The organism is Chromobacterium subtsugae, assembly GCF_035919665.1.
In the GTDB taxonomy this organism is placed as follows: domain Bacteria; phylum Pseudomonadota; class Gammaproteobacteria; order Burkholderiales; family Chromobacteriaceae; genus Chromobacterium; species Chromobacterium subtsugae.
In genome coordinates this window covers 3279079-3300511 of the sequence record NZ_CP142381.1, presented here as the reverse complement: position 1 = coordinate 3300511, position 21433 = coordinate 3279079, and the positions used below count along the sequence as shown (strand labels likewise).

Sequence of the window (21433 nt, the reverse complement as noted above, 5' to 3'; positions counted from 1 at the left end):
GATCGGTACGAAACCGATGCGCCGTTTGCGCACAGAGTCGGCGGGCTGCATGTGACCCAATCAGGAAGTAGGCTTGTTAGCAAACCTGTTTTTCTCGATCTTTACATCGACACTTCTTTCGGAAAGCGCCCATCGATAGTCACTGGGCCGTCAAATACTGGCTGCATCCTTGCGTGAGTGCCGCGCAAGGAATGTAAATGAAACGCATGTTGTTCAACGCGACGCAAGCCGAAGAGCTGCGCGTCGCCATCGTCGATGGACAAAAGCTCGTCGACCTTGATATCGAAACCGTAGGCAAGGAACAGCGCAAGGGCAATATCTACAAGGGTATCATCACCCGCATCGAGCCATCGCTGGAAGCCTGCTTCGTCGATTACGGCACGGAACGCCACGGCTTCCTGCCGTTCAAGGAAGTGTCCCGCTCCTATTTCCAGGGCTATGACGGCGGCCGTCCGCGCATTCAGGACGTGCTGCGCGAAGGCATGGAAGTGGTGGTGCAGGTGGAGAAGGACGAGCGCGGCAACAAGGGCGCGGCGTTGACCACCTACATCAGCCTGGCCGGCCGCTATCTGGTGCTGATGCCCAACAACCCGCGCGGCGGCGGCGTATCGCGCCGCATTGAGGGCGAGGAGCGCCAGGAGCTGAAGGATCTGCTGTCGCAGCTGGAAGTGCCGCACGGCATGAGCCTGATCGCCCGCACCGCCGGCATCGGCCGCAATCTGGAAGAGCTGCAGTGGGACCTGGGTTACCTGATGCAGCTGTGGCGCGCGATTGAAGGCGCGGCCGGCGCGCAGTCCGCTCCCTTCCTGATTCTGCAGGAAGGCAGCCTGGTGATCCGCGCGATCCGCGACTACTTCCATCCGGACATCGGCGAAGTGCTGATCGACACCGAGGAAATCCACGACCAGGCCCGCCAGTTCATGAGCCATGTGATGCCGAACATGCTGTCGCGTGTGAAGCTGTACAAGGACCATGTGCCGCTGTTCTCCCGCTTCCAGATCGAACACCAGATCGAAACCGCGTTCTCGCGCAGCGTGCAGCTGCCGTCCGGCGGCGCCATCGTGATCGACCATACCGAGGCGCTGGTGTCGGTGGACGTCAACTCGGCGCGCGCCACCAAGGGCGCGGACATCGAGGAAACCGCCGTCCGCACCAACCTGGAAGCCGCGGAAGAGATCGCCCGCCAGCTGCGCCTGCGCGACCTGGGCGGACTGGTGGTGATCGACTTCATCGACATGGAAAACGCCAAGAACCAGCGCGACGTGGAAAACCGCCTGCGCGATGTTCTGAAGCATGACCGCGCCCGCGTGCAGATGGGCAAGCTGTCCCGCTTCGGCCTGCTGGAGCTGTCGCGTCAGCGCCTGCAGCCTTCCCTGGGCGAGACCAGCCACGAGCCATGTCCGCGTTGCCACGGCATCGGCTTCATCCGCGGCACCGAATCGTCGGCGCTGCACATCCTGCGCATCATCCAGGAAGAGGCGATGAAGGAAAACACCGGCGCGGTGCACGCGCAGGTGCCGGTTGACGTGGCCACCTTCCTGCTGAACGAAAAGCGCGCCGAGATCCACTCGATCGAAGAGCGTCTGGACGTCGACGTGGTGCTGATCCCGAACATCCATCTGGAAACCCCGCACTATAAGATCGTGCGCGTGCGCCACGACGATCTGGCCGAACTGGGCGAAGCGCCGAGCTACAGCCGCGTCGAAGTGCAGGAAGAGGATGTGATCACCAACTTCGGCCAGGAAAAGCCGAAGGTGGAGCGCCAGGAAGCCGCGGTCAAGGGCATCACCCCGCAACAGCCGGCTCCGACCGCCGCGCCGGCAGCCGCCAAGCAGCCGGCTGCCGAGGCGGGCCTGTTCTCCGGACTGGTGTCGTGGTTCAAGGGCCTGTTCGCCGAACCGGAAAAGGCGCCCGAGCCGGAAGCCAAGAAGAAGCCGGCGGCGGCGCGCGAGCAGCGCGGCAACCGCCAGCGCAGCCAGGAGCGCCGCACCGGCGGCCAGGCGCGTCGCGAGCACGAGCAGCGCCGCGGCTCCCCGCAGGATGAGGGCCGCCAGCGTCGCCAGGACGAGCGCGGCGAGCGCAAGGACGCCGAGCGCAGCGAACGCGCCGATCGCGCTGAACGCAAGGATCCGGCCGGCCGCGAAGCACGCGAAGAGCGCAACGAGCAGGCGCGCGAACCGCGCGGCAACCGCCGCCGCGAACGCGAAGGCCGCGAACCGCGCGAAGCCCGCGAGCCGCGTGAACAGCAGCCGCGCGAAGAGCGCGTGAGCGACAAGGCCGAGAAGCAGGACAAGCCGGAACCGCGTCGCCGCCAGGCGCCGGCCGCCGCGCCGCAGGAAGCCGAAAAGCCGGTGCAGGACGAATTGCGCCTGGATACCGAAGCCGAGCAGGCGGAGCAGGCCGAGCAGCAGGAGCGCGGCGAACGCCGTCGCCGCCGCAGCCGCCGCGATCGTCGCCGCGACACGCCGGAAGGCGCCGTGGCAGAAGCGGGCGCGGAAGCGCCGGCAGCTGACGCCGCCGAGGCGGTGGTTGTCGCCGCAGTGGCCGCTGAGGTGGTTGCCGAAGCCGCCCAGCCGGCGGTTGAGCCGGAGGCCAAACCGGTAGTCGAAGCCGTGACTGAGCCGCAGGTGGAGGCGGTTGTGGAGGCCGTGGCGGTTGTCGAGCCGGAAGCCAAGCCGGTGGAGCCGGTAGTCGTTGCCGAACCTGCAGCTGCGGTGTTTGTTGAAGCCAAGGTTGACGCGGCGGCGGCGCCCGCTGTTGTGGAACCGGTTGAGGCCCGAGCCGAGCCCGAAGCCGTTCCGGTGGCCGAGCCTGTGTCGGAAGCCGTGGTGATGGCGGCAGTTGTCGAGGAGGAGCCGCAAGCGGCCGAGCCGGTGGCGGTTGCTGTCGAGCCGGTCGTCGAAGCCGAGCCGATCGTGGTGGAAGCCAAGCCGGTGGAAGCCAAGCCCATGGATCTGGGCGGCCTGGTGATGGTTGCGACCAAGCCGGTTGCCGAGCATTCGGCAGTGCTTGAGCCGGAACTGCCGCAAGGCCCGCGTCGCCGCGACATGGCGGCTGGCATCGATGCCGCTGCGCAGGCCCCGATGGAGCTGGTTCAGGTGGAAACCCGCAACAACTGATGCGGCGGATGCTGGCGCAGGGCAAGCCTTGCGCCAGCGATCGCCAGCAGAATTGTTGACAGTTATCAGAAGGAAAGCTACAATTCTTTCCTCTGATGTTCCCTGATAGCTCAGTCGGTAGAGCGACGGACTGTTAATCCGCAGGTCGCAGGTTCGAGCCCTGCTCGGGGAGCCAAAGAATCAAGAAAAGCCCGCACTTCCGAGTGCGGGCTTTTTGCATTTCAACCAGCGGTGGCCGGCGCGCTGTTGCCCTGGCGCGACGGCGCCGGGTTTGGATCGAGATGCGCCAGCATGATGTCGCGCACCGCGGAGGCGGGCAGCATGCCGTCCGCCAGGCTGCCGGCTTCGGAGCTGATCAGCAGCGGGCCGTCGTCGGGAGAGTCCGTCGGCCTGCCGTGCGAGCCTTTCACCAGCGAGCCATCCAGCGAAACCACCTCCAGCAGGCTGCGCTGTCCCAGCTTGCGCTTCAACAGCGTCCAGGCGATGCGCAGCTTGGGCAGAGCCAACTGCGGGTCGAGGAACAACTCCACCGGGTCGTAGCCTGGCTTGCGGTGGATGTCGACGGTGCGCGCGAAGTCCGGCGCCTTGGCTTCGTCCAGCCAATAGTAATAGCTGAACCAGCGGTCGGCCCGGCTGATGGCAACCAGCTCGCCTGAGCGCGGGTGATTGAGGCCGTACAGCTTCTTGCCGGCCTCGTCCAGCACCATCTCCACGCCATCCAGTTGTTGCAGCAGCGCCTTGACCTCCCCGACCAGCTCCGGCCGGCGGACATAGACATGGGCGACTTGATGGTCGGCCAGCGCGAATGCCGCCGACGCGCCGCAATCCAGCTTGTCTTCGCCTTGTTCTTCCCTGACCTGCAGCCAGCCTGCCTGCCGCAGCGCCCGATTGATGGCGATGTCACCGCGCACCTGGGTGATGCCGTATTCGGACAGCGCCAGGATGCGCGTGCCGTCGCGGCGCGCGGCTGCTATCAGCTCTGCGCACAGCTGGTCCACCGCCGCCACTTCGCGGGCGATCTGCGGATGGTCCGGCCCCAGCTTTTGCAGGCTGTAGTCCAGGTGGGGCAGGTAGACCAGCGTCAGTTTCGGGTGGCGGCTGCGATACAGGTGCAGCGCACAATCGGCGATCCAGCGGCTGGAGCGGATGTCGCTGGCGGGGCCCCAGAAATGGAACAGCGGAAAATCGCCCAGCCGGTCGCGCAATTCTTGGTGCAGTTCGGCGGGCGCGCTGTAGAAATCGGGGATCTTGCGGCCATCGGCCTTGTAGATCGGGCGCGGCGTGACGCTCCATTCCACGTCGGCGTACATGTTGTACCACCAGAACAGCTGCGCGCAGCTGAAGTCGGCATGGCGCCGGCGCGCCTCGTGCCATATTTTCTCGCCCTGGATCAGCGCGTTGTTCTGTTTCCAGAACAACGGCTCGGCCAATTCGCGCGAGTACCAGCCATTGGCGACGCAGCCGTGCTGCCTGGGCGGCGCGCCGGTGAGGAAGGTGGCTTGCGCCGGGCAGGTCAGCGCGGGGGTGACGGTGGCCAAGGGCCGCATGCAGCCGTCCTCGGCCAACTGGCGCAGCGCCGGGGCGAAGCGCAGCAGTTTGGGCGTCAGTCCTACGACATTGAGCACGATGGCGCGGGGCATGGCGCGGCCTATTGGTCCAGGGTGTCGACTTGCGGCTGCTGGCCGCGCAACACCGAGTTGCCCTGCCATTGCTGGCGCTGGTCCACATCGAGGCTGGCTTCGGCTTCGGCGATGTCCAGCTTGCCGCTTTGCGCGAAGAAGCGGATGGGATTGCGCCAGACTATGGTTTCGATGTCGCGCTCGGCGATGCCGGCCGCGCGGAATGCCGCGACGGTCTTGGGCACCTTGAGCGGATCGCTGATGCCCCAGTCGGCGGCGCTGTTGATGATGATGCGTTCGCTGCCGTATTGCTGCACCAGCGCTACCATCCTGGGTTCGCTCATCTTGGTGTTGGGGTAGATGGAGTGGCCGGCCCAGCAGCCGCTGTCCAGCACCAGTGGCAGGGTTTCCTCGGTGTTGTGGTCGATCAGCACCCGCTCTTCGGGGATGCCGCTGTCGCGCACCAGGGCCAGGCTGCGGATGGTGCCGGCCTTCTTGTCGCGGTGCGGGGTGTGCACCAGCACTGGCAATTCGTGCTTGACCGCCAGTTCCAACTGCAGCTGGAAGTAATGCTCCTCGGCCGCGGTTTCGTCGTCGAAGCCGATTTCCCCCACCGCCACCACGCCGTCCTTGTCCAGATAGCGGTCCAACAGCGCGATCACGCCGTCGGCGATGTCCGGGTTGTTGGTTTCCTTGGGGTTGAGTCCCAGCGTGCAGAAATGGCGGATGCCGAACTGGCTGGCGCGAAACCGCTCCCAGCCGAGCAAGGACAGGAAATAGTCCTCGAAAGTGCCGATGTGGGTGCGCGGCTGTCCCATCCAGAACGCGGGTTCGACGATGGCGTGTATGCCTTCGCGGCGCATCGCCTGGTAGTCGTCGGTGGTGCGGGAGCTCATATGGATGTGGGGATCAAACATTTTCATGGCGGCTTCCTTTCAGGATCAGGTATACGTCGTCTGGTATGTCGGCCTGGGTGGCTTGGCGTTCGCTGGCCAGATCGGCCGCCATGCGGCGCAGCTGCGGGGTCAGCCTGTGTCGCAGCCCGTGGATGCGCGACAGCGGCGTGCGGGTGAATAGCGCCTTCAGGACCATCTGGTTGAAGTTGAGCTCGGGGAAGAAGCGCGCCGGGTAGCCGTTTTCGCAGGCGATGGCCTCGAAACAGCCCTGGATGTGGCTGCGGCAGGCGTCAATGGCCAGGGGTAGGTGCCGCTCCGGCGCCGGCAGCAGCGGCAGCGCGCGCAACAGGCTTTGCTGTTCGCCGGCGTCGCCGCCGCGATACAGGCGCGCGAAGCAGGGATGCGCCTGCCCGTCGCGTGATTCTGGCAGGGACAGCAGCAACAGCAGCCGGCCGATGTCGCCAGGCCGCCAATCCAGCGGCGCGATGGCGCCGGCGCGCTCCAGCTCCGGCTGCAGTTGCCGGGGCAGCTGGGACAGCGGCTGCAGGCTGCGGGCGGCGGTGCTGTAAAGCCGCTGCAGCGCGGCGGCATCCGGAAGCGCCGCCAGCGCGGCGGGGAGTTGTTCCAGCCATTGCCGCGCAGCCGGCGCGGCGGGGAGTTCGGCCGATTGCCGGATGTGCAGCTGGATCAGGTTTTTCAGCATGGCAGGCTCTCCAGGTTGGCGCCGGTTCAGGTGCCGGCGATGCGTTGCTGGAACTGGGTGGTGAGCAGGAAGGCGAGCGCGCCAGCCAGCGCCCAGGCTGCCATGCCGTGCGATGCCATCAGCAGCGCGTCGGCCAGCGAGATGCCGGCGATCAGGCCGCCGACGGCGGCGCGGATGTCGCGCTGGTTGCGAAACATCGCCAGCCATACGCAGCGGCCCACCCAGGCGACAAATAGCGCCAGGCCTGGCAGCAGCAGCCAGTTTGGCGGCTGCGTCGGCAGGTACAGCAGCGGCGCGGCCAGGCCCAGCAGCGGGAGCAGGCGTTGGATGCGGCCGCTTTGTTCGTGCTTGGCGGCGTAGGTGAGGCCGATCAGGTAGGCGAGCAACGCGCCGGCGCCCAGCCAGACCGGCGGCGGCAGCTGGCCGCCGGTCACGGCCAGCGCGGCAGCGATGTAGACCAGCGCGCGGCAGAGGCCCATCAGCAGCGGACTGAAGGCATTGCCCTTGTGATGCAGGTCGTACAGCAGGACCAGGCCGGCCAGCAACAGCCCGGCCAGCAGCGCCGGCCTGCCCATGGCTGCCAGTAGCAGCACGCCCGCGCCCAGCATGGCGAAGCCGGCCGCGAACACCGCGGCGGCGGAAACCTGCCCGGAGGGAATGGGCCGTTCGGGCCGCTCCAGCTGGTCGATGCGGCGATCAAATGCGTCATTGAGGAACATGCCGGCGGTGTAGATCAGCGACAATGCCAGCAGCAGGATCAGCAGCGTGGGGGGGGAGGGCGGCTGGCCGGACAGCACGGCGCCGGCGGCGACATTGCTCCACACCGTCGGCAGGTTGGATACCCGACCCAATTTCAGAAAAACGCGCCAATCGCTCATTGCAGTTGCTCCTTGACCCATGACAGCTCCTGGCAGATCGCGTCATCGAGATTGCCGGCGCGAAAGCCGGGAGGCAGCACGTGCCAGCTGTAGGTTTCCACTTCCAGGTGGCTGGTGAGGCTTTGCCGGCGGTGCCTGGCCAGAACCTGGCGCACGCAGTCCTGGGTGCTGGAGAAGTCTCCCAGTTGTTGCGCCCATAGCGGCACATGGAAGTGGATGCGCCATTCGGCGCCCTGCGCCTGCTCCAGTTGGGACAGGGCCGCCGGCAGATCGTCGAAGCGCCGCAGCCCGGCGGGGGTGCGCTGGACGACTTGGTGCAGGTAATGGTCGTCGGCGAACGATTGCAGCTGCGCCTGGTGGCCCGGCTGGACATCGGCCAGCTTCAGGCCGGCGCTCAATTGCAGTTTGACCAAGGCGATGCCGGCGGCGGCCAGCTGGTCCAGGCTGGATTCGATGTCCTCGAACTCCACGGCGGCGTGGCAGCAGTCCAGGCAGACGCCAAGATGGCGCCGCAGCAAGGTTTCCGCATGGCCGGGCGGACAGTGGCATAAGTTGGCCAGGCGCGTCAGCGCGGACGCTGTCAGCAGATGCCGCTGGAAAAAAAGGATGGCGTCGCGCGTGGTTTCCAGCAGGCATTCCGGCTCAGGCTCCAGCGCCAGGCGGATGCAGCGGCCGCTTTCCATGTGCAGATGGTGCAGAGTGGCGGCATGCCGCAGCAGATTGTCCGCGATCAGCGGCAATTCTTGATCAGGCTGCCGCAAATGGGCGGCGTACGCGCCGGGCAGCGTGCTGATGCTGCCGTCGATGTCGGGGGGCAGCAGATGGCTGAGCAGCCGCGCCAGCCTGTCGCTGTACTCCAGCCGTTCCGGATGGCGCCAGTCGGGCAGATAGACCTGGCGCTTGGCGCCGGGGCCGTGGAAGCGGCCATAGGGGAAACCGTTCAGCGTGAACACATACAGCTGGTGGCGCGCCAGGAACTGCAGGAATTCCGGCAGCAGGCCGGCTTGCGTTTCCAATTGCCGCGCGGCCAGCGCCGACAGCCGCAGCCCGACGCCGAACGGTTGCAGCGGAGAGACCTGGGCCTTGATCGCCGGCAGATGCTTGCCCAGCGCCGCGCGGGTTTCGTCCCAGCTTTCCGCGGGGTGGATGTTGGTGCAATAGCACAGGTGGCCCAGCTCGATGGCCGGCGAGGCTGTCGTGGCCAGCCTCATGCGCAGGCCTCGGGCATGCCGTGCCTGAGCCAGCTTATGCTGCTGGCCAGCAGCGATTTGTCCATCTGGTGGACCTCTATCCCGTGTCCCAGCCTTTGCAGCAGAGTGACGGTCAATTCGCCGCCCAGATGCTCGCGGAACTCGTCCAGGCCGGCCAGAACCTGAAGCTGCCCTTGGCCGTCGCGCTGTTCCAGCAGCGGCGTCCACAGCGTGAAGCCCAGTTTCTCCAGCAGCAGGCACAGCTGGGCGGCGGCTTGTTGCGGCAGCAACCCGCTCTGCGCCGCGTAGCAGGTGTCCAACGCCATGCCTATCGCCACCGCTTCGCCATGGCTGAGCTGGTAGTGGCTCATGGCTTCCAGCTTGTGCGCAGCCCAGTGGCCGAAGTCCAGCGGCCGGGCGTTGCCGAACTCGAACGGGTCGCCGGCGCCGGCGATGTGCTGCAGATGCAATTCGGCGCAGCGGCGTATCATCCACTGGCAGGCATCGTCATCGCCCCGGCGCAGCGCGTCGGCGTGTTCCCCCAGCCAGTTGAAGAAGGCGATGTCGCGGATGGCGGCCACCTTCACCGCTTCGGCCATGCCGGAAATGCGCGCGCGCATCGGCAGGGTGGCGATGAAGTCGTAATCGTTGATCACCGCGTAAGGCGGGGCGAAACAGCCGAGGAAATTCTTGCTGCCGAAGGCGTTGACGGCGGTTTTGACGCCGACGCCGGAGTCGTTTTGCGACAGCACGGTGGTGGGAACGCGGATGGTGCGGATGCCGCGATGGGCGGTGGCGGCGGCGAAGCCGGCCATGTCCAGCAGCGCGCCGCCGCCGACGATGACAACGTAGCTGTGGCGGTCGATGTGCTCGTCATGCAGCCACTGCTGCAGCGCCTCCAGCATGACCGGATGGTTCTTGACCGCCTCGCCGCCGGGCAGCACGCGCGGCGCGGCGGCCAACTGCAGGCAGTCGCGGTGATGGTCGGCGTAGCGCTGGAAATCCTGCGCGAGGCTGGGGTGATGCTGGGCCACACCCTGGTCGATGACCACCACGAAGCGGTGCCGGATGTGGGACGCCTCCCGGCAGATGGCGTCGCGCAGCGTCGGGTTGTCCGGCTGCAGCAGCTTGCGGGTGAACCATACCTGATACTCGTAGGAAACGCTGAAGCGTTGGCGGATCGAGTCGTGCGAAATGCCATTGGTTTTCGAGCCGTCGTCCAGTGCGGGCATAGGGCGCTTTCTTTCGGAAATGCAGGGTTGGCGGGGGCTCAGTTGTAACTCATGCCGTTTTGCACATCGCGGTAGACAAAACTCAGTCCGATCGGCGGCTTGGGCTGGCCCTTGTCGTAGCCAAGCAGCATTGAAGGGTTCATCAGGCTGGCCGACAGCACCTTGAGGTCGAACATCAGGCCGATGGCCGTGTCCATCTGGCCAGGCTCGCCGTTGAAGGCCCGGTGCAGGCTGTTGAGCAGGCTGCTGTAGCTGTAGGCGAAGCGTTCGATCAGCGTGCGCTCCTGGCTGTTTTCCGGGTAGTCCTCCGGTTTGGGCGTGGGCGGCATCGGCCACACGCCGTCCTGATTGAAAGGAATGGGCTTGCCGCCGAAGCAATAGCCTTTGCCGTCGGGACAGGGCGTGATTTCGCGGCCGTTGGCGATGGATTCGAATTTGTAGTAGTGGGCCAGGTCCTCCAGTTTTTCCGGAGCGTTCGGATTCTGATAGGGGCTGGCGCTGGTGCCTTCGCCCTGGGTGATGATCACGTCTATCGCCTTCTTGGCGCTGTCCACGTCGATGATGGGGAACAGCACCTGGGGCGGGAAGTAGTTCAGCACCTGCTGCGGCAACTGGCCGAATTGCAACTGGCCGCTCAACTCGTCCAGCTTGTACTTGATGCTTTCGTAGTACTCGCCGATGGTGTGGAATTCCGGTTCCTGGCCTTTTGCGTACAGTCCGATCATTTCATGCACCGGGATCGGGTCGGTCGGCTCTTCAATTCCCATGAAGGTCTTGCGCGTCAAGTCGAGGCTGAAGGCTTCGATGCCGACGATCAGGCCGTCGGCGATGCCCATCGGCAGCGGGCCAGGGTAATTCGGGATGAAGTCCGGCGTGTTGATGCGCGGATGGCCGCCAATGGCGATCAGGATATTGGCGGAGATGGTCATGTGCAGCATCTCTTGCATCACGATGCCGTGGATCAGTTTGCCGATTTCGCGGTTTTGGCCTGGTTTCAGCGACAGCATGGCGGTGAGATAGGGCGGGATGGTGCTGTGCTCCAGTTCGATCGCCTTTTGCAGGTAGAAATGCAATTGCGCCGGCGTGGTGGCGCTGAGCAGGCCCTGGATGAATTTTTTGTCGATCTGGAAGGCGGGTATGCGCTTGGTCATGGCAGATCCTCTACTTGGCCGTTTTCTGGCGGAAGGATGTGGAGGCGGTGGGCCGCGGCTGGCGGATCGCGCTTTCCCGCAACTCTATCTCGACGATTTCGGGTTCCGACGGCGTGGTTTCCGCCTGCTTCGGCGCCATGGCGCTTAGCCAGGAGAGCAGCATCTCTCTGTTGGCGTCGGACAGGTCGCGCGACACCGGCATGTAGTTGGGGTCGGTCGGCGGCAGCGAGAAAGCCAGCAGCAGCGCGTGGCGATGGGCGCGCACCGATTCGTAGTTGCCCAGATCCACCAGGTGGCGGCTCATGATCGGATACAGGTTGCCGTATTGCTGCAGGATGGGCCGGATATCCCGTTCCCAGGTGGGGTGCTTGGGAATGGCCGTCTTGTTGAAGGCTAACAGGCTGACGAAATTCCAGTATTCGCAGTACGGCCCGCCCGGAACGGTGGCCATTTTCCCGGCGTAGCTGTCCGGCGGCGGCTGGAAGCCGTAGCTGAGCGCATACAGCTGGCCGTCGATATAGCCGCGCGGCGTTTCGCCCAGTGGTGGCGACGCGGAGATGGTCAGCGAGCCCTTGCCGTGGAAGTCGGTTTCCAGTTGCTCGGGCACCTGCAGATTGGCTTCGGGGAAGCCCACATGCGGGGTATCCACCGGCGGGGTCAGCGAATTGTTCGACATGCCGGTGCCGCCCATCGGGTTGCTGTTGGGATTGCCGGGCGGCAATTGCCAGACATGCAGCTTGGTGGCCAGCGGCTTGCCGAACTGGCTGGCATAGAAATCCACCTGCTGCGGCGCGTCGGGATTCAGCCGGAACACGTGGCCGTCGGCCCGCGCGTACTGGCCGTCGATGGCTTCGTAAGTCAGCACCGGGTATTTGCCGCTGCTTTGTTGGGGGCCCAGCAGCAGCAGCGGCGTTTGTCCCAGATAGGCGGCGATGTATTGCTTGTTTTCCAGTGTCGCCTGGTTGTCGCTTTCGCCGGCCGCGTAACAGAAACCCTGGATGCCCGCCGTGCGGGTGTACCAGCCTTCTTGCAGGTAGTCGACGGTGCCCAATGGGACAAACTCTGAGGATTTCACGAGGGATGGGATGTGGTCGGTGTCGTCATCCAGTCGCGCCAGCGCCAGCGTCAGGGTGCCGATATTGTGCAACTGGCCGGTGGCGTCGGTGATCGGCAGGGCCAGGCCGAAATCCGCATAGAGGGTTTGCTGCTCGGGACGGTTGACGCATTGAAAACCGTACACGCCTCCCAGCGGCTGGGTCGGGAAGGGGGCGCCATTGGGCGTGGTGGGTTGCAAGGGGGTGGTCAGGTGGCGGCCCAGCACGAAGTGCTTGGGCTCGTCGCGGTGGTAGGGGCCGATGCTGCCGCTGACCAGGCCCATGGTGAAGCGTTGGCTGGTGTTGTCGCGGGTGTAGCCGTACAGGTTGAAGTTGATCGACAGGCAACCTTGTTCGCTGGCTTCCTTCAAGGCCAGCAGCACGGCGGAGTCGGCGCAGCCGCTCCAGTCGACGTCGTGCAGGATGGACTGGTAGTTGGCGGCCATCGGCTGCTCCCAACGGCTTTGTGCGTTGAGCTGGCGTTGCCAGAGGTTCATCAGGGGCACCGGCAGCAGGTCGCCGCAGAAGAGCGCGCGCTCGGTCGGGCTGGCCAGCCGCACTTGCACGCCCCATAGTTGCGAGACGTACTGCATCTGCGGGTCGAGGTCGACTATCTTGCCCGGCGGCTGCTGGTCGGCGTTCTCCACGCGCAGACCGATCACCGGATCCTCCTCCGGACAGGTGAGCAGCCGGTCGCCCAGCTGGGCGCCGGTGATCTTGCATTCTATGAAACGGAAAATGCCGGTGCCTTCCGGATTCCAGTAGCCTTCGGCGCCTTCCGGGCCGCCATCCGGGTAGTGCTGACGCTGATATTCGGGGCGGAAGGCTTCGTTGTCGTAGTAGCGGACGTCGTTGTTGACGGTGGAGGGGTCTGCCTGGAATACACCGGTGAAATTGATGCGCGGCGCGTCGAGATAGCTCATGTCGGCTCCTGGGAGGGCACTGCGGTTGGCTACGGCCTCTAGCCAGAATAGGAGCCGCAAATCATGACATGCAAATTTGCTAGGCTGTACTTTGGTGCAGGTTGAATTGGGATAGCCCATAGTGTAAGCGGTGGGTGGGCTGTTTGATGTCATTGGTATTTTTGTTGCGGCGGGAACCAAGATCGGCGGATTAGCCCTAAGATGTCATCCCTTTGACTACCACGGCGCCGGGCGGGCAAGCCCGGCAGGTTTGCATACGAATGGCTTTTCTCGAATCCCTGAATCAATCCCTGTTCCTGCTGATCAACGCCACCCCCGAAACCTCCCCGCTGGCCATCAAGGCGGCCACCCTCGTCGCCAAGGACGTGATGCTGCTGCTGCCGGTGTTCCTGGCGGCCATCTGGCTGTGGGGCCGGCCCGCGCTGCGCGATACCGTGTTGAAATCCTGCCTGCTGACGCTGGTCGCCCTGCTGGGCAACTGGTTGATCGGCCTGGCCTGGCCGCATCCGCGCCCGTTCGCGATGCCGATCGGCAATACCTTCCTGCTGCACGACGCCACGCCGTCCTTTCCCAGCAATCACGGCACCATCTTCGCCGTGATGGCCTTATGCTGGTGTTTCAGCCCGGCGCGCGGCTGGGGCTGGCTGCTGAGCCTGGCCGGCATCGCCGTCGCCTGGGCGCGGGTATTTCTCGGCGTGCACTTCCCGCTCGACATGCTGGGCGCCTTGCTGGTGTCCATCTTCTGGTACGCTAGCCTGTCGCCGTTGTGGTCGCGCCGCGGGACGGCCCTGACCGAAACGCTGGAATCCTTGTACCGCCAGTTGTTGGCCAAACCGATCGCCGCCGGCCTGATCAGGCGCTAAGCGCGCCCGTCGCTTCCGGCGGCCAATGATGTCGCCGGGAGCTTTCGTGCCGCAATCTTCCTCTCTGTTGTCCGTCGCTGGCCGTGCGGCTATCCCGCGCGGCGTCTGGGTGCTGGGCTGCGTCAGCCTGCTGATGGACGTGTCGTCCGAGCTGGCCCATAGCCTGCTGCCGCTGTTTCTGGCCGGCACCCTGGGCGTGCCCGTGCTGGCCATCGGCCTGATCGAGGGCGTGGCCGAGGCCACCGCGCTGATCTGCAAGGTGTTCTCCGGCGCGCTCAGCGACTGGCTGGGCAAACGCAAGCCGCTGGTCTTGCTGGGCTACGGCCTGGCGGCTTTCTCCAAGCCGCTTTTCCCTCTTGCCGACTCCGCCTCCACCGTGCTGTTCGCGCGCTTTGTCGACCGCGTCGGCAAGGGCGTGCGCGGCGCGCCGCGCGACGCGCTGATCGCCGACATCACGCCGCCGGCCATCCGCGGCGCGGCCTTCGGCCTGCGCCAGAGCATGGACACCGTCGGCGCGGTGCTGGGCCCGCTGCTGGCGATCGCGCTGATGTTTGTTTACCGCGACGACATCCGCAGCGCGCTGTGGTGGTCGTTGCCGCCGGCTTTGCTGGCGGTGGCCGCCATTTGGCTGTGGGTGCGGGAGCCGGCGGAACATGGCGAGAAAAGAGAGCGCGCGCCCATGCTCAACCGGGCGGCGCTGTCGCGATTTTCCGCAGGTTTCTGGGGCATAACCGCGCTGGGCGCGGTGTTCACGCTGGCGCGCTTCAGCGAGGCCTTCCTGGTGCTGCGCGGCGCCCAGTTGGGCTTGCCGCTGGCTTGGGCGCCGCTGGTGATGGTGGCGATGTCGGCCAGCTACGCGCTCAGCGCTTACCCCTTGGGCTGGCTGTCGGACCGCGTCAGCCGCGCGCGGCTGCTGCAGTTGTCGCTGCTGTTGCTGATCGCGGCGGACCTGGCTTTGGGCGCGGCCTCGGGTCCGGCGCTGTTGCTGGCCGGCGCGCTGTTGTGGGGCCTGCATCTGGGCTGCAGCCAGGGTTTGCTATCGGCGCTGGTGGCGCAGACCGCGCCGGCGGGCCTGGCCGGATCGGCATTCGGCCTGTTCAATCTGGTCTGCGGCCTGGCGACCTTGCTGGCCAGCGTGGTGGCCGGCGCCTTGTGGCAAGAATGGGGCGCGGCGGCGACTTTCCATGGCGGCGCGGTATTCGCGGCGGCGGCGTGGCTGCTTGGCCTGGTTTTGCGTCCGCTGCGACAGTTCTGACAGATGGTGTCTTGACTGTGCGCAGATTGCCTGTTTTTTAAGCACACAGGCTGGCGAGTTGGTGGTAAAGTAAATGTAAAGTTATTTGCTTATATCAATTTGTTATGTGTCGGCGGAGTGAGCATGTCTGAACGTGAAGTTAGGTTGTGGCCGGAGTTCGTCAAGGCCCTGAAACAGGAAGTGGTGCCGGCCCTGGGCTGTACCGAGCCGATTTCGCTGGCGCTGGCCGCCGCGCTGGCGACGCGCGAGCTGGGCAAGCCGCCGGAGCGCATCGACGCCTGGGTATCGGCCAACCTGATGAAGAACGGCATGGGCGTGACTGTGCCCGGCACCGGCACCGTCGGCCTGCCTATCGCCGCCGCGGTCGGCGCGCTGGGCGGCGACCCGGACGGCAAGCTGGAAGTGTTGAAGAGCCTGACCGTCGAGCAGGTGGCCGCCGGCAAGCAGATGCTGGCCGACGGCAAAGTGAAGCTGGGCGTGGCGGCGGTGCCCAACATCCTGTACGCCGAAGCCTGTGTCTGGCACGGCGACGAGTGCGCCCGCGTCGCCATCGCCGACGCCCACACCAATGTGATCAGGATCGAGCGCAACGGCGAGGTGAAGCTGAAGCGCGAAGCCGCCGACGCCAAGCCGGTGGAAAGCTACGAGCTGGGCGACGCCACCGCGCGCGACGTCTATGAGTTCGCGCTGCGCGCGCCGCTGGACAGCATCGCCTTCATCCACGACGCGGCGGTGCTGAACAGCGCGCTGGCCGACGAAGGCATGAGCGGCAAGTACGGCCTGCACATCGGCGCCACGCTGCAGCGGCAGATCGAGGCCGGGCTGCTGTCTGAGGGCCTGCTGTCCAACATCCTCACCCGCACCACCGCCGCGTCCGACGCGCGGATGGGCGGCGCCACGCTGCCGGCGATGAGCAATTCCGGCTCCGGCAACCAGGGCATCGCCGCGACGATGCCGGTGGTGGTGGTGGCCGAGCATGTCAAGGCCGACCAAGAAACGCTGATCCGCGCGCTGGCGCTGTCGCACCTGATCGCCGTCTACATCCATACCCGTTTGCCCAAGCTATCGGCGTTGTGCGCGGTCACCACCGCGTCTATGGGCGCGGCGGCCGGCATGGCCCTGTTGTTGAACGGCGGTTATCCGGCGGTCAGCATGGCGATTTCCAGCATGATCGGCGACCTGGCCGGCATGATCTGCGACGGCGCGTCCAACAGCTGCGCGATGAAGGTCTCCACCTCGGCCGGTTCCGGCTTCAAGGCTGTGCTGATGGCGCTGGACGGCACCCGCGTCACCGGCAACGAGGGCATCGTCGCCCATGATGTCGACGTATCCATCGCCAACCTGGGCAAGCTGGCTACCCAGGGCATGGCGCAGACTGACACCCAGATCCTGCAGATCATGATGGACAAGCGCTGAGCGCGGTTCACCACGATGCGACAAGCCCGGCAGCGCCGGGCTTTTTTCTTGCCGCGCGGCGGGTTTCAACGGGAAGCCAGGTATTGCGCCGGCGGCGCGCCCAGCGCGCGGCGGAACATGGCGATGAAGTTGCTGGGCGAGGCGTAGCCCAGCGCGTCCGACACCTGGGCGACGGTTTTGCCCGACGCCAGCTGCTCCATCGCCTATACCAGTTGCGCTTGTTGCCGCCAGCGCGAAAAGCTCATGCCGGTGTCGGCTTGGATCAGCCGGCGCAAGCTGCGGCCGGACAGCGCGCCGAGGCTGGCCCATTCATCGGTGGAACGGTCGGCGGCGGGGGCGGCCAGGATGGCGGCGGCGATGCGGCGCAGCCGCGGGTCGGCCGGCATCGGCAGGTGCAGTTCCTGCCGCGGCGCCTGGCGGATTTCGTCGACGATGACGTCGATGATGCGCTGCTGCTCCGGCGATTGCGGAGCGGCAGGATGCCAGCAGGCGGCCAGCCGCACCAGCGCCTGCAGCAACGGCAGGACGGCCAGACATATCCGGCGGCGCTGGCGGTGGCGGCGGACGGCCTGCATTCGGCCTTGCGCCGGCAATGGCTGCCGCTGGCGGAACCGCCGGCGACCGGCGCGCTGAATCTGTACGGCAAAGCGCGGATGGCTTGCGCCGATGATTTCGACGCCGATCTGCTGCGCGGGCCGACCATCGTTTTCGCCGACGGCTGCACGCTGGTGGTCGAGCCGATGCGCTTTCGCGCGCCAATGCCGGCGTGCCGGCCGAGTCCGGTCGACGATTATATCTACTGGGCGCTGTTCGGGCGGGAAGCCAGCCTAGGCGGCCGTCTGCCGCCGGACGAGGGCGCGGCGGCGTTGCGGGAGCGTGTCAGAGCGGCGGCGCGCGGCTGGCATCCCAGCTTGCGCGCCTTGCTGGAGCCCACCGACGCGACAGCCATCATCGGGCGGGAAGTGCGGATGGCAGAGCGCGTGCCGGCTTGGCCGTCCGGCCGGCTGACGGTGCTGGGCGACGCCATCCACGCGATGAGTCCGGCCGGCGGCGTCGGCGCCAACACCGCGCTGGCCGACGCCGCCATGCTGGCGCAATGCCTGGCCGAAGGCGATATCGGGCGGGCGGTAGTCCGCTACGAAGCCGACATGCGCCAGCGCGCCGAGCGAGCGCTGGCGCTGACGCGGGCCGGCGCCGAACGGCTGCTGCGGCGCGCCTGAGCCGCGGGTTGGCTTATTCCTGCACCGCCGGGCTCAGCGCCTGGCGCACGCTCTTCTCGCCCAGCGCCGGCGCGCACAGTTCGATGAAGCGGTAGGCGTAGCTGCGCAGGTAATGGCCGCGGCGGATGGCGATGCGGCTGGTCTGCTGGCCGAACAGCGGCTCGCCGTCCACCACCTTGACGCCGTGGTCGCGCTGCGGGTCCACCGCCATCGAGGCGACGATGCCGACGCCCAGCTCCAGTTCGACATAGGTCTTGATCACGTCGGCGTCCAGCGCCGCCATCACGATGTCGGGCGCGAGGCCGGCTTCGGCGAAGGCATTGTCGATGCGGGCGCGGCCGGTGAAACCGTGGTGGTAGGTGACGATAGGGTATTCGGCCAGCGTCTCCAGCGTCAGCGCCTGCCGGTGCAGCGGGTGCTCGGGCGGCGCGATCACGCAGTGGTTCCAGCTGTAGTAGGGGAAGGACACCAGTTCCGGCACCTCGGTCACTGCCTCGGTGGCGATGCCGATGTCCGCTTCGCCGGCCAGCAGCAGCCGCACCAGCTCGTCCGGGCTGGCCTGGTGCAGCACCAGGTGCACGCGCGGGAAGGCGCGCTTGAAGGCGGTCACCACCTGCGGCAGCGCGTAGCGCGCCTGGGTGTGGGTGGTGGCGATGGTCAGCTGGCCTTCGTCGCGCAGGCTGAACTGCTCGGCCAGCCGCTTGATGTTGCCGGCGTCCAGCAGCATGCGCTCGACGATGGTCAGCAATTCCTTGCCGGGGTCGGTCAGGCCGAGGAAGCGCTTGCCCTTGCGGATGAACAGCTCCACGCCCAGTTCGTCCTCCAGGTCCTTGATGTGCTTGCTGACGCCGGACTGCGAAGTGAACAGCGCGTTGGCCACCTCGGTCAGGTTGAAGCCCTGGCGCACGGTTTCGCGGATGATGCGCAGTTGCTGGAAGTTCATGCTTCACCTGCCTGTGTCGGGGTGGCGAAAACCCTGGCGCCGCGCGCCTGCAGCCGCACCGGCTGCCCGACGGCGATTTCCGCCAGCAGCGGGTCGTCGGCCGGCAGCTCGGCGTCGAACTGCTGGCCGGTCAGCTCGCCGCGGCCCTCCAGCTCGATCCGCGACAGCGCACCCAGCGTCAGGATGCGTTGCACCTCGGCCGGCAAGCCGGCGCCGTCCGCGCCGGGCAGGATGGCCAATTCGTGCGGGCGCACGAAAGCCTGGACCGCCTGTCCGGGCGCCAGCTGGTGCTCGGCCTCCAGCAGCGATGCGCCCACCGCGATGCCGCCGGCTTGGCTGCGGCCGGCGAAGCGGTTGGCGCTGCCGAGAAAGCCATAGACGAAGGCGCTGGCCGGCGCGCGGTACACCTCGTCCGGCGCGCCGATCTGCTCCACCTTGCCGTGGTTCATCAATACCACCCGGTCAGCCACTTCCAGCGCCTCTTCCTGATCGTGGGTGACGAAGATGGAGGTGATGTGCAATTCATCGTGCAGCTTGCGCAGCCAGCGGCGCAGCTCCTTGCGCACCTTGGCGTCCAGCGCGCCGAACGGCTCGTCCAGCAGCAGCACGCGCGGCTCCACCGCCAGCGCGCGGGCCAGGGCGATGCGCTGGCGCTGGCCGCCGGACAGCTGGGCGGGGAAACGGTCGGCCAGCCAATCCAGCTGCACCAGCTCCAGCAGCTCATGCACCTTGCGGGCGATGTCGGCTTCGGACGGGCGCTCGCGCCGCGGCTTCATCCTCAGGCCGAAGGCGACGTTGTCGAACACGCTCATGTGGCGGAATAGCGCGTAGTGCTGGAACACGAAGCCCACCTGGCGTTCGCGCACATGGGTGGCGGAGGCGTCGGCGCCGTCCAGCAGCACTTGGCCGGCGTCGGCCTGCTCCAGGCCGGCGATGATGCGCAGCAGCGTGGTTTTGCCGCAGCCGGACGGGCCCAGCAACGCCACCAGCTCGCCGCCGGGGAAGTGCAGGCTGACATCGTCCAGCGCGGTGAAGGCGCCGAAGGCCTTGCGGATATGGTTTACCTGTATGCTCATCTCAGTTTTCCTTGACGCTGCGCCATTCCACCCAGCTTTTCAGCGCCAGCGTGATCAGGGCCAGCATGGCCAGCAAGGACGCCACGGCGAAGGCGGCGGCGAAGTTGTATTCGTTGTACAGAATTTCCACGTGCAGCGGCAGGGTGTTGGTTTCGCCGCGGATGTGGCCGGACACCACCGACACCGCGCCGAACTCGCCCATCGCGCGGGCATTGCTCAGAATGATGCCGTATAGCAGCGCCCAGCGCACATTCGGCAGGGTGACATGCCACAGCACCTGCCAGCCGCGCGCACCCAGCACCACCGCGGCTTCCTCTTCCTCGCGGCCTTGCGCTTCCAGCAGCGGGATCAGTTCGCGGGCGACGAAGGGCACGGTGACGAACAGCGTGGCCAGCACGATGCCGGGCACCGAGAAGATCACCTTCAGCCCGTATTCGGCCAGCCAGCTTCCCAGCCAGCCGTGGTTGCCGAACACCAGGACGAAAACCAGGCCGGCCACCACCGGCGACACCGAGAACGGCAGGTCGATCAGCGTGATCAGCCATTGTTTGCCGCGGAAGTCGAAGCGGGTGACCGCCCAGGCCGCGGCCACGCCGAACACCAGGTTGAGCGGCACCGCTATCAATGCCGCCAGCAGGGTGAGGCGCACCGCCGACAGGGCGTCGGGCTCGGCCAGCGCGGTCAGGTAGGTGCTCCAGCCTTTGGACAGCGCCTCGGCGAACACCACGAACAACGGCAGCAGCAGGAAGACGGCGAAGAAGCCCAGCGCCAGCGTCAGGATCACGTATTTGACGGCGCGCGATTCGCGGGTGGCGGCGCGGGACTCCAACTGCGCGGCCTTGTCGGACGCCGCGCGCGGATGCGGGATGGCGGCGCTCATCGGCTGCCTCCCGCGCGGCCATGGCGGCGCGCGCTCCAGAACTGCAGGCCGTTGATCGCCAGCAGCAGCAGGAAGGACGCCGCCAGCATCACCGAGGCGATGGCGGTGGCGCCGGCGTAGTCGAACTGCTCCAGCTTGCTGATGATCATCAGCGGCGTGATTTCCGACACCATGGGAATGTTGCCGGCGATGAAGATCACCGAGCCGTATTCGCCGACCGCGCGAGCGAAGGCCAGCGCGAAGCCGGTGAGCAGCGCCGGCTGCAGCGCCGGCAGGATCACGTGGCGGAACACTTGCCAGCGGCGCGCGCCCAGGCAGGCGGCGGCTTCTTCCAGTTCGGTCTCCAGGTCTTCCAGCACCGGCTGCACGGTGCGCACCACGAAGGGCAGGCCGATGAAGACCAGCGCCACCAGCACGCCCAGCGGGCCGAAGGCCACCTTGACGCCCAGCGGCTCCAGGTATTGCCCCAGCCAGCCGTTGCCGGCGTACAACGCGGTCAGCGCGATGCCGGCCACCGCGGTGGGCAGCGCGAACGGCAGGTCCACCAGCGCATCGACCAGCCGCTTGCCGGGAAAGCGGTAGCGCGCCAGCGACCAGGCCAGCAGTAGGCCGAACACGCTGTTGACGACGGCGGCCAGCAAGGCCATGCCGAAGCTCAGCCGGTAGGACGCCAGCACCCGGGGGGCGGTGGCCGCCTGCCAGAAGCTGTCCCAGGGCTGGCTGCCGGCGCGCAGGATGACGGCGGAAAGCGGAATCAGCACCAGCAGCGACAGGTAGCTCAACGTGAAGCCCAGCGACAGGCCGAAGCCGGGCAAGACGCGCGGCGGCCGGGCGGCGGGAGGAAGGGCGGGACTGGCTGGCATGGCGGATTCCGGTTCATATAACCGGATGAACGATATCTTCGCCAGTCTTATTCTGAAAATAAGTATTTATTCAATGCTTATTCAATATTATGCAAAGCGGAGCGGCGGCCAA

The 21433-nt window shown here is 66.5% G+C and carries 19 protein-coding genes and 1 tRNA gene; 6 read left to right on the top strand and 14 right to left on the bottom strand.

Annotated elements, in window-relative coordinates; translation table 11 throughout:
* Window positions 1-197 precede the first annotated feature (197 nt).
* On the top strand, window positions 198-3119 hold the full coding sequence (locus U6115_RS15820; protein WP_043577658.1) for an Rne/Rng family ribonuclease: 2922 nt from the start codon (window positions 198-200) through the stop codon (window positions 3117-3119).
* A 99-nt stretch (window positions 3120-3218) separates the two neighbouring features.
* Window positions 3219-3294 (top strand) — tRNA-Asn (locus tag U6115_RS15815).
* Between the two features lie 46 nt (window positions 3295-3340).
* Here the strand turns inward: U6115_RS15815 and U6115_RS15810 are convergent.
* From U6115_RS15810 to U6115_RS15775, 8 genes are read right to left on the bottom strand one after another with little or no spacing between them, the layout of a single operon-like run.
* Window positions 3341-4759, bottom strand: a complete 1419-nt coding sequence (locus U6115_RS15810) for an alkaline phosphatase family protein (RefSeq protein ID WP_047236807.1) — start codon at window positions 4757-4759, stop codon at window positions 3341-3343.
* An 8-nt stretch (window positions 4760-4767) separates the two neighbouring features.
* Complete coding sequence (locus U6115_RS15805; protein ID WP_043577656.1) at window positions 4768-5661, bottom strand: TatD family hydrolase; 894 nt, start codon at window positions 5659-5661, stop codon at window positions 4768-4770.
* Window positions 5648-6337 carry an EboA domain-containing protein gene (locus tag U6115_RS15800; protein WP_052258174.1) on the bottom strand — a complete coding sequence of 230 codons (690 nt, stop codon included), beginning with the start codon at window positions 6335-6337 and terminating at the stop codon, window positions 5648-5650. Before U6115_RS15800 ends, U6115_RS15805 begins: the two co-directional genes overlap by 14 nt.
* Before the next feature lie 26 nt (window positions 6338-6363).
* Window positions 6364-7215 (bottom strand): UbiA family prenyltransferase, encoded by an 852-nt coding sequence (locus tag U6115_RS15795; protein WP_043577653.1) that lies wholly within the window; start codon window positions 7213-7215, stop codon window positions 6364-6366.
* Window positions 7212-8426: a metabolite traffic protein EboE gene (gene eboE, locus U6115_RS15790; RefSeq protein ID WP_052258173.1), complete on the bottom strand. Its 1215-nt coding sequence runs from the start codon at window positions 8424-8426 to the stop codon at window positions 7212-7214. The genes U6115_RS15795 and eboE overlap by 4 nt, the downstream gene beginning before the upstream one ends.
* A complete protein-coding gene (locus U6115_RS15785) occupies window positions 8423-9637 on the bottom strand; it encodes a 3-dehydroquinate synthase (RefSeq protein ID WP_047243572.1) in 1215 nt (404 codons plus the stop codon). The genes eboE and U6115_RS15785 overlap by 4 nt, the downstream gene beginning before the upstream one ends.
* Before the next feature lie 38 nt (window positions 9638-9675).
* Window positions 9676-10788, bottom strand: a complete 1113-nt coding sequence (locus U6115_RS15780) for a ferritin-like domain-containing protein (protein WP_052258172.1) — start codon at window positions 10786-10788, stop codon at window positions 9676-9678.
* 10 nt (window positions 10789-10798) lie between these two features.
* Entirely contained in the window at window positions 10799-12805 is a 2007-nt protein-coding gene (locus tag U6115_RS15775) for a hypothetical protein (protein WP_043577651.1), read from the bottom strand.
* 260 nt (window positions 12806-13065) lie between these two features.
* On the opposite strand from U6115_RS15775, the gene U6115_RS15770 reads away from it, so the two are divergent.
* The 3 genes from U6115_RS15770 (at window position 13066) to U6115_RS15760 (ending at window position 16339) form a co-directional block, all read left to right on the top strand.
* Window positions 13066-13668 (top strand): phosphatase PAP2 family protein, encoded by a 603-nt coding sequence (locus U6115_RS15770; RefSeq protein WP_043577649.1) that lies wholly within the window; start codon window positions 13066-13068, stop codon window positions 13666-13668.
* 46 nt (window positions 13669-13714) lie between these two features.
* Window positions 13715-14923 carry an MFS transporter gene (locus U6115_RS15765; RefSeq protein ID WP_230623407.1) on the top strand — a complete coding sequence of 403 codons (1209 nt, stop codon included), beginning with the start codon at window positions 13715-13717 and terminating at the stop codon, window positions 14921-14923.
* Window positions 14924-15046: 123 nt separating this feature from the next.
* Entirely contained in the window at window positions 15047-16339 is a 1293-nt protein-coding gene (locus U6115_RS15760; RefSeq protein WP_043577646.1) for an L-cysteine desulfidase family protein, read from the top strand.
* A 65-nt stretch (window positions 16340-16404) separates the two neighbouring features.
* Here the strand turns inward: U6115_RS15760 and U6115_RS15755 are convergent, their stop codons facing one another.
* Together U6115_RS15755 and U6115_RS15750 are read right to left on the bottom strand one after the other, a co-directional pair.
* Complete coding sequence (locus U6115_RS15755; protein WP_080509542.1) at window positions 16405-16539, bottom strand: helix-turn-helix domain-containing protein; 135 nt, start codon at window positions 16537-16539, stop codon at window positions 16405-16407.
* 3 nt (window positions 16540-16542) lie between these two features.
* Complete coding sequence (locus tag U6115_RS15750) at window positions 16543-16842, bottom strand: helix-turn-helix transcriptional regulator (RefSeq protein ID WP_197466027.1); 300 nt, start codon at window positions 16840-16842, stop codon at window positions 16543-16545.
* On the opposite strand from U6115_RS15750, the gene U6115_RS15745 reads away from it, so the two are divergent.
* On the top strand, window positions 16819-17559 hold the full coding sequence (locus tag U6115_RS15745) for an FAD-dependent monooxygenase (RefSeq protein WP_146008471.1): 741 nt from the start codon (window positions 16819-16821) through the stop codon (window positions 17557-17559). The two genes, U6115_RS15750 and U6115_RS15745, sit on opposite strands and share 24 nt — an antisense overlap.
* A 13-nt stretch (window positions 17560-17572) precedes the next feature.
* On the opposite strand, the gene U6115_RS15740 is transcribed toward U6115_RS15745, so the two are convergent.
* From U6115_RS15740 to cysT, 4 genes are read right to left on the bottom strand one after another with little or no spacing between them, the layout of a single operon-like run.
* On the bottom strand, window positions 17573-18502 hold the full coding sequence (locus U6115_RS15740) for a CysB family HTH-type transcriptional regulator (protein ID WP_047236811.1): 930 nt from the start codon (window positions 18500-18502) through the stop codon (window positions 17573-17575).
* The gene (locus U6115_RS15735) at window positions 18499-19578 is read right to left on the bottom strand and encodes a sulfate/molybdate ABC transporter ATP-binding protein (protein WP_043577641.1); all 1080 of its coding nucleotides are present in this window, start codon (window positions 19576-19578) and stop codon (window positions 18499-18501) included. The genes U6115_RS15740 and U6115_RS15735 overlap by 4 nt, the downstream gene beginning before the upstream one ends.
* Window position 19579: 1 nt before the next feature.
* On the bottom strand, window positions 19580-20458 hold the full coding sequence (gene cysW, locus U6115_RS15730) for a sulfate ABC transporter permease subunit CysW (RefSeq protein ID WP_043577638.1): 879 nt from the start codon (window positions 20456-20458) through the stop codon (window positions 19580-19582).
* A complete protein-coding gene (gene cysT / locus U6115_RS15725; RefSeq protein ID WP_043577636.1) occupies window positions 20455-21321 on the bottom strand; it encodes a sulfate ABC transporter permease subunit CysT in 867 nt (288 codons plus the stop codon). The genes cysW and cysT overlap by 4 nt, the downstream gene beginning before the upstream one ends.
* Between the last annotated feature and the right edge of the window lie 112 nt (window positions 21322-21433).